Source organism: Stenotrophomonas sp. S49 (assembly GCF_016624905.1).
Taxonomy (GTDB): Bacteria; Pseudomonadota; Gammaproteobacteria; order Xanthomonadales; family Xanthomonadaceae; genus Stenotrophomonas.
Genome location: NZ_JACVUD010000023.1, coordinates 37581 through 49346, shown reverse-complemented (window position 1 = coordinate 49346; position 11766 = coordinate 37581). Strand labels below are relative to the sequence as shown.

Sequence of the window (11766 nt, the reverse complement as noted above, 5' to 3'; positions counted from 1 at the left end):
CGGCGTGGGGGGGCGCCCCCCCGCCCGCCCCCCCCCCCCCCCCCCCCCCCCCCGGCCACCCGGGCAGGGGCTCCCTCCCCGGCCCACCCTGCCCCCGGGTCAGTAGTCGTAGCTCACGCTGACCCGCAGCGATCGCGGCGCCTGTCGTACCGTCGCCGCGCCATACAGCGGGTCCGGCTGTCCGGGGTCCAGCTCCGAATACGGCGATTTCCACAGCGCCGTCTGGCTGTTGAACACGTTGAAAACGTCCAGATTGAAGCCCAGCCGGCCATCTGCAGCCGCAGGACGGTAGGAAACGCCCAGATCCAGCTGCTTCAGCCACGGCAGGCGGCCCTGGCTGCCGGGAGGTGCCGGCTGGCCGTTGTAGAAGTGGTAGGCAATGCCGTAGCCAGACGGATCTTCGAAATTCGGCCCGTAGGAACCCAGCGCACTGAACGGCGTGCCCGAAAGCGCCTTGATGTTGGCCGACACCAGCCATTCCGGCGTGATCTGGTAGTAGCCGTGCAGCTTGATCTGGTGGGTGTGGTCGTTGCTCTGCGGGCCGTTGGTGTGCTCCATCAATTGCGCGTAATCCCAGGCCTGCGTGGTGGACACCGCGGTCTGGCCGATGCCCGACAGCAACTGGCCTTCGGTGGTGCCATAGCTGCGCGACCAGGTGTAATCGGCGCGGGCGTACCAGCGGCCATCAAACGGGTGCTCCAGCGACAGGTTCACCGCGTAGTAGTTGCGCTTGAAACGCGGGAAGCCCATTTCCGCATTGCTGAGCGGCACATATACGTAATTGCCGCTGGTATCGACCAGGTTGAACGTGTTCGCCCGGCCCGGATTGATCAGCCAGCAGCTGACCGGGTTGCTGTCCTTGGTCACGTTGTAACCCAGGCTGCTGGCCTTGCCCAGCACGGCGTCGATATCGCAGTAATCATCCACCCCGCTGCGCAGCACGCGGTACGTGGCCTTGGCGCCGTACACCCAGTTCTGGCCCAGTGCCTTGCTGAAGCCAAGGATGAACTCGTCCTGGTAGGACGGCTCGATACCCGAGGTGGCCACCGTCTTTGCATCCGGCAGCAGGCCGTAGTTGTTGTTGGACGACACCGCGCCAGAGAACGCGGTCAGATCGGTCGGGTAGCCGTTGCTGTCGATGCCTCCGTATGTGTAATAGGTGGACGTTGCCAGGGTGGCGCCGGCGGCATTGAAGGCTGGGTTCAGTGGTAGCGCCAGGTAGTAGCGGCCCACGTTGCCGAACACCTTGAAGCGCCCGTCCCCACCCACGTCCCAGCTGAAGCCCAGGCGTGGCGCCCACTGCCCGCTGGTCTGCTTGATGTACGCGTCGCCATCGCGGTTGAAGTTGGTGAACTGGTCCAGGCGCAGGCCCAGGTTCAACAGCAGGCGATCGGTCACCTGCCAGTTGTCTTCGATGTACTGCGCCCGCTGCGAGGCGCGCACCGAGGCCAGCGCGCTGTAGATGTACTGGCGCACGTAGTAGCCATCTTCGCCATTGCGGATGCCGCCGGTGGCCGGCACGCCCAGGCCCGTGTTGATCGGCACGTTCGGGTTGGACTGGCCGTAGATCCAGTAGTAGCCGTCGGCCGATGCCACTGAGCCACGATTCAGTGCGCGCGCGTTCTGGTTGTCGATACCGACGGTGATGCTGTGGTTGCCCCAGACATAGTTCGCATCCAGCCGCAGGTTGTTGCTGCGGTTGCCACGGTCCGGGTTCACCAGCAGCGACGTGGTCTGCGCATTGGTGATGGGCGTGCCGCCGGTGATGGCCGGGTTCTGCAGCGATGCGCTGCTGATGTAGGTCAGGCTGCCGTCGTAGGCGGGATTGCCGATGTAGTCATCGGTGTTCATTTCGCCGTACTGCGCGCTCACCGTCAACCGGTCGGTCAGGTAGCCGGTGTACTTGGCTGTCCACAGGTCGCCGCCGGTCTTGGTGGTGTCTTCCTTGCCGCGCTGCTCGCCCCGGCTCAGCGTGTCGTAGTCGTAGGCGAAGATGTCGCCGCGGAACACGTTGCGGCTGGACGCACCGGTCAGTTCCAGCAGGTGGTTGTCGGTGATGTTCCAGTCCAGCTTGGCGTACCAGCGCGGCCGGCTGTATTCGTACTTTGAATAGGAATTGGTGGCCTCGACGTTCTTCACGTCGGTGCCCTCGCGGCGCTCCAGTTCGTAGGAGCCGAAGAAAAACAGCCGGTCTTCGATCAGCGGGCCGCCGGCATACACGCTCTGCGTGGTCACCCACTCGCGGTCCTTGCTCTCGGGCGCGTACAGCGCGCCGTCGCCCGGGTAGCGCACATCGCCCTTGTCCGATCGCGCAGAGGCCGGCTCCCACGTCACCTGGCCACCGAAGTGCCAATCATTGGTGCCGCGCTTGCCGACGGCGTTGATCACGCCGCCATCGGAGCGGCCGTACTTGGCGCTGTAGCCGCCGGTGTAGATTTCCTGCTGGTCGATGCTGCCGTACGGCAGGGTCAGGCCGCCCAAGCCGCGCAAGGGATCGGTCGTGTTGAAGCCGTTGATGTAGTACGCGTTTTCTGCGGCCGACGAGCCGCCAAAGCTCACCAGCTGTGCGCCGGTCGGGCCGGCATAGCTGCCGTTGCCGCTGTTGCCGATTACCCCGGGCGCCAGCTGGGCGATGGCCTCGGCCGAACGCCCCAGCGGCAGCCGCTGCAGCTGCTCGGCGGTGATGACGGTGCGCGAATCCACGCTGCTGACATCGATCGACGCGGCGGCACGATCGGCGCTGACCTGCACGCCGTCCAGGCGGGTGACGCCGGCAAAGGACACTTCCGTGCTGGCGCCCACGGTCAGCGCCACGTCCTGGCGGGATTCCAGTACCTTGCCCTCGGCATCGCGCGCTTCCACCGAATAACGGCCCAGCGGCAGCTGGCCGACACTGAAGCGCCCGCGTGCATCGACCGCCACTTCGCGGCTGAGGCCGGTGTCACTGCGAACGAAGATGCGCTGCGTGGAAGGCGGCGCCTGGCCGGCAATCGCGCCGGTGGTGGACTGCGCATGCAGCGCGGGAGACGCGGTGGCAAGCGCCACCGCCAACGCCAGCAGACGCGGGCGCAGTGAAGAACGAGCTGTCGTCATCGTGTTTCGGTACGGGTAGTGGGGGAAGCGCTGCCTACGCGCCGCAAGCGACGCGCCAGACATTGCACATTCATTAACCCCGCTCGCGCCTCAATGCAGAAATGCCCAGTGGTTATCTGCTATTGGCCGATGGCGATAGGCAGGTCTCTGCCCTACCCTCGCATGCGCCCGCTCGTTCCGTCGTGACGCGTCACGATAATGTGCCGGGCGCGCAGCACCTTCATGGCCGAAACCCCAACGCAACGTATACGCCTCCGCAGCGCTTAGGTTAAAAGCGACGCGCTGCAACAAATAGGAATAATCGTAAAATTCGAACGAATTCGAGGCTGGCGTGACGTGCAGCGCCAGAATGGGCGCCACGCCCCAGCGGCGCCGATCACCTCCCGCGCATGAACGGATTCCCTGCACCGCGCCGCCTGCGTCTGGCACTGCTGGACGACCACGATGTCGTCCGTCGCGGCACCGCGCTCTACCTGGGTACCAATTTCCGCTTCCAGATCGTGGCCAGCCACTCCGCAAGCGCCTGCTTTGCACAGACGCTGCAGCAGGAGCGGGTCGACGTGGGCATCATCGACCTCAGTCTGGCGCCCGGCGATCTGAGCGGAACGGCACTGGTGGAACATCTGCGCGAGCACGCACCACGCACCCCGTTGCTCGCCTTCGCCGGACAGGCCTCTGCCGCGGCGATCAGTCACCTGCTGGCGGCTGGCATCAATGGTTATGTCGGCAAATCGGAACCCCTGAGCGAACTGGCCGACGCGGTGGTGCGTGTGTCGCAGGGGCTCTATCGCATCCCCGCCGCATGCCGGCGACTGCCGGGGCAGGATGAGCTGAGTCGCAACGAGCGCGAAGTGATGCGCCTGCTGCTGGCGGGCTACACCGTTTCGCAGATCGCGCAGTACCGGCACCGCAGCGTCAAGACCATCAGCACCCAGAAAGTCGCAGCGCTGCGCAAGCTGGGGCTGCGCAACGACGCGGAGATCTTTGCCATGCGCCGCGAACTGGAGGCCTTATGAGCTGTACGCCCACACCCTGGCGCAGTGTTGCGATGGCGGCCGCACTGTCCCTGCTGCCCTGCGCTTCCGCCGGCGATACGCAGTTGTGGCAATGGGGCGATGACCGCCAGGTGCGCGTGGCCACCTACCCCACCCTACGCCCCTTCCCTGACGCCCCGGGCAGTCGTCCGGTGCTGCCTACCATCGCCCACGGCTACGCCGAGCTGGTGGCGCGCCACTCGGGGCTGACCTTCGTCGACACGCCCTACGACAGCCTGCGCGAGGCCCTGCTGGCCCTTTGCAGCCGCGAGGCCGACCTGATCCTGGTGCAGGGCAGCGCGCTTGATCACGCCACCTCCTGCGCATTGCAGACCGGTCGGCGCAGCTTCCCCGGCGCAATGACGGCCCTGGCCGGGCGCAACGGAACGCGCCTGCCGCGCGATGCCGACGGGCTGGATGCGGTGGTGCTGGCCGCCGTGCAGGGTGGCGCCTACCCCGGCTGGCTGGCACAGCACGCCTGCGATGTCCGCGTGCTGGCGGTCCCGAATGTCTACGCCGCGCTGGCCGCGGTGGAGGCCGGTGCGGCTGACGCGGCCATCGGCATGGAAGCCTCGCTGCGCCCGATCCTGCGCCGGCATTTCAACGAGGGCCTGAAACTGCAGCCGATCCGCTCGGGATTTCCGCAACAGCTGCATCTGCTGGCCCACGCTGACGAACGGGCGCTGCTGGATCGGGTGGAACAAGGCCTGGACAGGATCACCCTGGAAGAACACGCCGCGCTTGGCCATCGCTGGGCCATGCAGACGCTGCCCCGGTCGATTGCGGACGCACTGGCACAGGCGGGCGTGCGCGGTTCGGCGGTACTGCTGCCCGCGGTCGCACTGGTCGTGGGCGGGCTGTGGCTGCGTCGCCGGCTGGCCGGGCGTTGGCGCCAGCGCTCGCAGTCGCAGGCGCGTGCGGTGGGCATGCTCAGTCACGAAGTGCGCAATTCGGCGCACCTGGTAATGTCGGCACTGGATCTGCTGCGGCAGTTGCAGCTGCCCGCCAGTGCGCGCGACCTGGTGAGCGCGGCCAATCGCGCGACACTGGAACTTCGCGGGCGACTGAATCGCGCACTGGACTTCTCGCGCCTGGCAGCCGGCACGTTCCAGCCCAGCCCGCGGCCCTGCGACGCGGCCACTATCGCCAGCCAGGCACTGCAGGCCATTGCCCCTGAAGCCCAGCGCAAGGGATTGACCCTGCATCTGGATGTATCGCCACAGCCGCTGCCGTGGCTGGAACTGGACGCAGACTGCCTGCGGCAGTTGCTGGACAACCTGCTGGGCAATGCCATCAAGTTCACCGATGCCGGCGGCATCGAGCTGCGCGCGCAGTTGCTGGCTGACGCAGACGCCGCGCAGTTGCTGGTGGATGTGATCGACAGCGGCATCGGCATTGCGCCGGCGCAGATGGCGCTGCTGTTCCAGCCCTTCCAGCCCGGCGACGAGGGACAGGCGCGCGGTGGCAGTGGCTTGGGGCTGTCGATCTGCCGCGAGCTGGCAGCATCGATGGGCGGTACGCTGGACGCGCACAGTGTGCAGGGCCGCGGCAGTCGATTCAGCCTGCGCCTCCCGGTCACGGTCATCCCGTTGCCGGATGCCCAGGCACCGGCCGCGCCAACGGCCGCGGCCACGCCGCTGCTGGCAGGCCTGGATATGCTGCTGGTGGAAGACCACACGCTGTCGCGCCGGGTACTGGCCGCGCAGCTTCGCAAGCACGGCGCGACCGTGCATGAAGTGTCCAGCGCTGGCGCGGCCCTGTTGCGCCAGGCGACCGCGCAGCACGCGGTCATCCTGCTGGACATCGAGCTGGGGCACAGCAACGGCTACGCGCTGGCGCCGCAGCTACGCCAGGCCAGTACGGCCAAAAACGGCACGCCGCGAATCCTGGCGCTGTCGGCCCACACCGGGCCCACGCACCGGCAGCGCTGCCTGCAGGCTGGCTTCGATGGCGTACTCAGCAAGCCGCTGCAGCTGGATGCGTTGCTGCAGGCGCTGGGCCGTGGCGATGCAACGGCCGAACCGGCGGCGCATGACAGGAGCGCGCTGACGGCAGAGATTGCCGAGGATCTGCGGCGCGAACATGTGGCAGCAGAAAGTGCGGTGCGTGCTGGCGATGGCGTGGCACTGGCGCACCATGCGCACCGGTTGCATGGTGCGTTACAGATGCAGGGCCTGCACGAACTGGCGGCGAAGGCCGCAACACTGGCCCAGCACGGGCGCGAACGAACGCCCAATTGGGGTGCTGCATTGCAGCTGGTCGATCAACTACGCGGCGTACACGACCCCAGCGTTACCGGGGCCGTGCCGCCGCTCTGAATCAGGCGGCGCTGCGCGCAATCTGGCGACGGGTCAGATCGTTGAAGCGGCCCAGCGACATCAGGTGCTGGTGAATCAGTGCCAGCCAGCCGTTGCGGTGCCATTCGACCACGGTCGCGTCGGGCAGTGCGATGAACTTCTCGACATCCACCACGAAGAAGCCATTGAGGTTGAATTCGCGGCCATCGGGCAGGCGCACGTTGGCATTGCGCTCCACCAGCAGGTTGTTGTCCACCAGCGCCTTGGAGAAGGCCTGGGTCTGGTCGTGTTCGCGGGTGAATTGACCGCAGAATTCCAGCGCCTGCTGCACCAGCTCGGTGGCTTTGCCATCGGCAAACAGCGGCTGGCCTTCCTCGCCACCGCGGGCGATGCGGGCGCTGTCTTCGTCGATGCCCAGCAGGAAGTCGTTGCCTTCGCCGGTGTCGATGAAGATGAAGGGGTGGCGGCGCAGGTAGGCCGGAATGTAGGTCTCATCGGCCCACAGCCCATCAGTGATGAACAGGTTGTCGGTGGTGATGCCCACCGCTGCCATCGGCACCGCGCTGGGGCCGGCGAACAGGATCGGGAAGTGGTGCAGCGCCAGCGAGAATTCGCCCAGCACCAGCGGGATGGAGTTGCTGCTGGCAGCAAATTCGAGCTTGCCCGGCAGGATGCGCACGTCGGCATGCTTGTCGGCCTGCAGCGGCACCGGACGGGTGTAGAACAGGGGCGCGCTGCTCGGTGCAGCTTCGGTGGTGGTGTCGCTGGTAGTGGTCATCGTAAAACCATGTCGATCATGCGCGCCTGCCATCCCGGGCGCGCCAGCGGGAACAACCTGAACCCCGCATTATCAACAAGCTGGGTGGCCACGGCCACCCCGACCACGAATTATTTCAACTGCAGCGGGTAGCGCTGCCACAGCACGTGGACCAGGAAGCCAGCCAGTTCGGTGTCGCGGGCACTGACGGCCGCGCGGATCTTGTCCAGCAGCACCATGTCGCTGCACGAGCGCACATCGGCGTGGTTGGCCTGCCCTGCCCTGCGTGCGCGGTAGCGCGCCGCCCGCTGTGCATCGCTCATGGCATACCCGAACTTGGGCGGCCGACCGCGCTTGCGCGGCAGGGTCAACTCCAGGGTTCCGGGGTCATTGTCATCACGCATGGTGGGTGCGATCGGCGGTAATTCAACAGGGGGTGCGCAATTTATCGTGAGGCATCACTTTAATCCAGCTTTTTCTGCACCTTTGTTGCGTTGCAGCAGGTAGGACACCGCATCCACGCATGGCGTGGATGAGACGCCCATCGCCCCTTCCGCCCCCAACAAAAAGGGGAGCCCGCGAACGGACTCCCCTGCCTTGCCGGCTATGCGGCGCGCACCGGCTCATACCCGTGCAGGTGCGCTTCGCTGCTGGCCCGCCCCTGGCTGAGCGAGCGCAGCGCGGTGGTGTACCCCACCAGGTTGGCCAGCGGTGCAAACCCACTCACCTCGGCACGACCGTCCTGGTCGTCGATGCGGGCGATGCGGCCGTGGCGGCGATTCAGATCGCCCACCACGTCGCCCACCGATGCCGACGGCGAATGCACCGTCACTTCCATCACCGGCTCCAGCACCTGGGTGCCGCTGCCAGCCAGTGCCGCCCGCACCGCTTCCAGCCCGGCGCGATGGAAGGCCAGTTCCGAGGAGTCCTTGGCATGGGTTTCGCCATCGACCAGGGTCACCTCGATACCCACCACAGGGTAACCCTGCGGGCCATCGGACAGCGCCGCACGTACACCCTTTTCCACCGCGGCGATGAAGCCGCGCGGCACCACGCCACCGACGATGCGGTCGTTGAAGACCACCTCGCCATCCTCGCGCGGCGTAACGTCCAGCACCACGTGGGCGAACTGACCCTGCCCGCCGGTCTGCTTGGACACCCGGCCCACCACACCGGAAACGGCCTTGATTGGCGTTTCCTGGTAGGCCACGCGCGGCGATCCCACGCCCACGTCCACCTTCCATTCGCTGCGCAGGCGCTCGACCATCACTTCCAGGTGCAGCTCGCCCATGCCCCAGACCAGGGTTTCACCACTGTCGCGATCCGTTTCCACACGGAACGACGGGTCTTCCTGGGCCAGGCTGGCCAGGCCCTGCGCGATGCGGATCAGGTCCGCCGCCCGCGCCGGGCTCAACCGCCACGCCAGTACCGGTGCCTGCGCCTGGATGTTTTCCAGTTGCAGCGGGCGTGCCCGGCTGCTCAGCGTTTCACCGCTGACCGCATCCTTCCAGCCCAGCACCGCCACGATGTCGCCGGCCACGGCCTGTTCGATGTCGTGGGTCTGGTCGGCCTGTACCCGCACCAGGCGGCTGACACGCCGCCCCTGCGGGTGCTGCGAGCTGGCCACGGCATCGCCCACCTTCAAGGTGCCCGAGTACAGCCGCACGAAGCTGAGCGCGCCGTGCTGCTGGTGGGTGATCTTGAACAGCAGGCCCGCCAGCGGACCGTCCGGGTCCGGCGGCAGCACGACGTCACCGTGCTCGCTCACGGCCGTGACCGCGGGGCGATCCACTGGCGAAGGCAGGTAGTCGACCACCGCATCCAGCAGCGTCTCGATGCCCTTGTCCTTGAACGCGGCACCGGCCAGCACCGGCACCCCTGCGCCGGCCAGGGTGGCCCGGCGCAGCGCAGCGCGCAGCAGCTCTGCATCGATGGCGCGACCGTCCAGCCACGCATCGGCCAGCGCGTCGTCGTGGTCGGCCACTGCTTCGATCAACGTCTGGCGATGTGCCTGCCATTGCATGCGCGCGGCATCGTCCCACGCCGAAACGGTGGTGGTGCCATCGTCATGCCACTGCAGCACGCGCTCATCAACCAGGTCCACCCAGCCGTTGAACGCGCTTTCGCTGCCCAGCGGTACGCCCAGCGCCCACGGCCGCGCCTGCAGCTTGTCCTGCATCTGCTCAAGCACCCGCCCGAAGTCGGCACCCACGCGGTCCATCTTGTTGACGAAGGCAATGGACGGCACGCCATGCCGGCGCGCCTGGCGCCACACGGTTTCCGACTGCGGTTGCACGCCGTCCACGGCCGAGAACACGGCAACGGCACCGTCGAGCACGCGCAGCGAACGCTCCACTTCAATGGCGAAGTCGATATGGCCGGGGGTGTCGATCAGCGTGAGCCGGTGCGGCGGCAGATCGCGCGGCGCCCACTGCGCCTGCACGGCGGCGGCGCCGATGGTGATGCCACGCTCGCGCTCGATCGCCGAAAAGTCGGTGGTCGCATTGCCGTCGTGCACTTCGCCGACGCGATGGATCTCGCCGCTTTTCCACAGCAGGCGCTCGGTCAGCGTGGTCTTGCCAGCATCGATGTGGGCAATGATGCCCAGGTTGCGGCGACGGGAAAGGGTCCGGGTGTTCATGAGATAGGTTCCTGCAAAGCCAACTTCAGGGGCCGCACACCCTGGTTGGCGACAGGGCGTGCGGCTAGCGGTCGGTCTCGGCGATCTGGTGCATGGCACGTTCTCCTTGGGTACTGGGTAGCGTCGACTGGGTAGCGTCGACTGGGTAGCGTCGACTGGGTAGAGTCGACTGTTAGTCGACTTGCGAGAAAGCAGAAACGAAAAGAGCGCCCCGAAGGGCGCTCTGTGGATGGTCCAACGATGGCCGCATCAACGGCTTCGTGGCACTCCAGGCAGACACGCCCGTTCCGCGCTTGCGCGGGTCAGGGTGAAAAACTTCAGGAGCGGCATCCGGTTCATGGTGCGCATTCTAGACCTGCCAATCTGGCGCGCAAGGGGCTATTGCACGCATTCATGGAACAATGAGGCGTGGTGGGGCGCGCGGGGTCAGATCCCTTGGCCACGCCAAGGGCTCTGACCCCAGCAACGGCCGGTCACTCGCAGCCGTTGATCCGCCGCGCATCACCCACGGTCGCCGCGTTGTCGCCGGTCACCGACACCCAGCCCTTCAGCGAGTACGCCGGATCGACTTCGCCGCGGCGCGGGGTGGTGTGGAAGGTGACTTCGGTCCAGCTGCCAACAGCGCCCAGTTCGCTCAGGCGTGCATCCTGGTCTGCGTCAGTGCTGAAGCTATCGCCGGGCTTGGAGCGCTTGGCCGTATTCACCGTAGCGGTCTTCACCGCGCGCACCCGCAAGGCGCCATTCGGCATGCGCTGGCTGATCACATCGTAGCGCTCGGTGCCGTAGGCCCACGGGCGCTCGGCCTGGCGGCGCACTTCGCTGCCATCGTCGGCCACGGCAATCGAGCCGTCCACCATCTCGGCAATGGCCGCATAGCTGGTGTAGCCGGCCATCATGGCCTGTGCGCCGATCATCTGTCGCTGCTCCAGCGGCAGTTCGCTGGCAGCAGGCTTCATGCCCGGCAGCTTCAGATACGCAGACTTCCTGCACAGCACCAGCACCTGCTGGTCGGCCCACGCCATCATCATCTCACCGCCCACGTAGTAGTGCGTGGTGAACAGATCAGGCGTGGCGCCCTTGCCCTTGGCGCTGCGCGTCTCGATCGAGGTGGCCTGGTCGGCCGCCGTGCTCAACGACACCGAGGTCGTGGCTGCATTGGCTGCGCACGCCGAAGCAAACAGCGAAGCGACAAGTGCGGTACGTGCGAAGAGAGCTTTCATGGGGGGTCATTCCGTTGAAGAAAAACGAACCGCCAAGGATACGTCGCGGCGCAAACGGAAGCTTTGCTGCTTGGGGTCAGAGCCTTTCGCTGGGCGAAAGGATGTGACCCCAGCCATCCAGTACTCAGTCCGGAGGATCGAAGTCGAAACGATGTTCAACGAATCCGCCTTCATCGATTCCGTCACGCTGTGCGGGTACGTAGCACCAATTCCACACAGTCTCTGCGGCAGCCGCATCCTGCGCCGGGTCACCACTGGACTGGGCAACCTCGACGGATCGAAGCGTGCCCGCAGCGTCGACCTGCATGCGGACAACGGCGGTACCACCGGAAAGCCGGTCAGGCGGATACTTAAGCGGATTCAAGAACACCGAAAAGAATGAGATGGAAGGCTCAGACGATCGGGTCGCCTTGAAACTGCAGTCATCACGCCGATAGAAGCGCCTCTCGCGTGCCTGCACAATCCGCTTCAACGATGCCACGGCTTTCTCCACACAGGTGTCCGCGTGCAGCGCAAGACGACTTCGGCAGACCGTGTCAGCTGCGCGCTCAGGGGCGGAGTGCTGCACGCACCCTGCGGACGCCAGCATGCAGACCGTAGTGGCGGTCACGCGAAGCAGCTTCATGGTGGCAGGCCGGTGGGAAACGGGCTGCACAGGATTCCATCGGCCCAACGCGCAGGTCCATGCAACTTGTCCGAATTTCGACCCTGGGGCCGAGCTTGG

8 protein-coding genes are annotated in these 11766 nt (G+C 66.4%); 2 read left to right on the top strand and 6 right to left on the bottom strand.

From position 1 onward, the window contains the following. Positions 1–99: 99 nt before the first annotated feature. A complete protein-coding gene (locus tag IAE58_RS07395; protein ID WP_199934238.1) occupies positions 100–3093 on the bottom strand; it encodes a TonB-dependent receptor in 2994 nt (997 codons plus the stop codon). A 389-nt stretch (positions 3094–3482) separates the two neighbouring features. Between IAE58_RS07395 and IAE58_RS07390 the strand changes: the two genes are divergently transcribed. Both IAE58_RS07390 and IAE58_RS07385 read left to right on the top strand, forming a co-directional pair. Further along, a complete protein-coding gene (locus IAE58_RS07390; protein ID WP_199934237.1) occupies positions 3483–4109 on the top strand; it encodes a response regulator transcription factor in 627 nt (208 codons plus the stop codon). After that, positions 4106–6445 carry an ATP-binding protein gene (locus IAE58_RS07385; protein WP_199934236.1) on the top strand — a complete coding sequence of 780 codons (2340 nt, stop codon included), beginning with the start codon at positions 4106–4108 and terminating at the stop codon, positions 6443–6445. Before IAE58_RS07390 ends, IAE58_RS07385 begins: the two co-directional genes overlap by 4 nt. 1 nt (position 6446) lies before the next feature. Here IAE58_RS07385 and IAE58_RS07380 read toward each other — a convergent pair whose 3' ends face one another. The 5 genes from IAE58_RS07380 to IAE58_RS07360 form a co-directional block, all read right to left on the bottom strand. After that, positions 6447–7202 (bottom strand): SapC family protein, encoded by a 756-nt coding sequence (locus IAE58_RS07380; RefSeq protein WP_108753082.1) that lies wholly within the window; start codon positions 7200–7202, stop codon positions 6447–6449. A gap of 110 nt (positions 7203–7312) precedes the next feature. Continuing rightward, complete coding sequence (locus tag IAE58_RS07375; protein WP_079221882.1) at positions 7313–7585, bottom strand: hypothetical protein; 273 nt, start codon at positions 7583–7585, stop codon at positions 7313–7315. Between the two features lie 200 nt (positions 7586–7785). Beyond that, positions 7786–9822: an elongation factor G gene (fusA, locus tag IAE58_RS07370; protein ID WP_199934235.1), complete on the bottom strand. Its 2037-nt coding sequence runs from the start codon at positions 9820–9822 to the stop codon at positions 7786–7788. Positions 9823–10295: 473 nt separating this feature from the next. Continuing rightward, the gene (locus IAE58_RS07365; RefSeq protein WP_199934234.1) at positions 10296–11042 is read right to left on the bottom strand and encodes a hypothetical protein; all 747 of its coding nucleotides are present in this window, start codon (positions 11040–11042) and stop codon (positions 10296–10298) included. 124 nt (positions 11043–11166) lie between these two features. Beyond that, positions 11167–11667, bottom strand: a complete 501-nt coding sequence (locus tag IAE58_RS07360; protein WP_199934233.1) for an energy transducer TonB — start codon at positions 11665–11667, stop codon at positions 11167–11169. Positions 11668–11766 lie beyond the last annotated feature (99 nt).

Excerpts from the sequence above, each read along its gene's own strand:
- IAE58_RS07395 (WP_199934238.1), bottom strand. The coding sequence starts at position 3,093 with ATGACGACAGCTCGTTCTTCACTGCGCCCGCGTCTGCTGGCGTTGGCG.
- IAE58_RS07390 (WP_199934237.1), top strand. The coding sequence starts at position 3,483 with ATGAACGGATTCCCTGCACCGCGCCGCCTGCGTCTGGCACTGCTGGAC.
- IAE58_RS07385 (WP_199934236.1), top strand. The coding sequence starts at position 4,106 with ATGAGCTGTACGCCCACACCCTGGCGCAGTGTTGCGATGGCGGCCGCA.
- IAE58_RS07380 (WP_108753082.1), bottom strand. The coding sequence starts at position 7,202 with ATGACCACTACCAGCGACACCACCACCGAAGCTGCACCGAGCAGCGCG.
- IAE58_RS07375 (WP_079221882.1), bottom strand. The coding sequence starts at position 7,585 with ATGCGTGATGACAATGACCCCGGAACCCTGGAGTTGACCCTGCCGCGC.
- fusA (WP_199934235.1), bottom strand. The coding sequence starts at position 9,822 with ATGAACACCCGGACCCTTTCCCGTCGCCGCAACCTGGGCATCATTGCC.
- IAE58_RS07365 (WP_199934234.1), bottom strand. The coding sequence starts at position 11,042 with ATGAAAGCTCTCTTCGCACGTACCGCACTTGTCGCTTCGCTGTTTGCT.
- IAE58_RS07360 (WP_199934233.1), bottom strand. The coding sequence starts at position 11,667 with ATGAAGCTGCTTCGCGTGACCGCCACTACGGTCTGCATGCTGGCGTCC.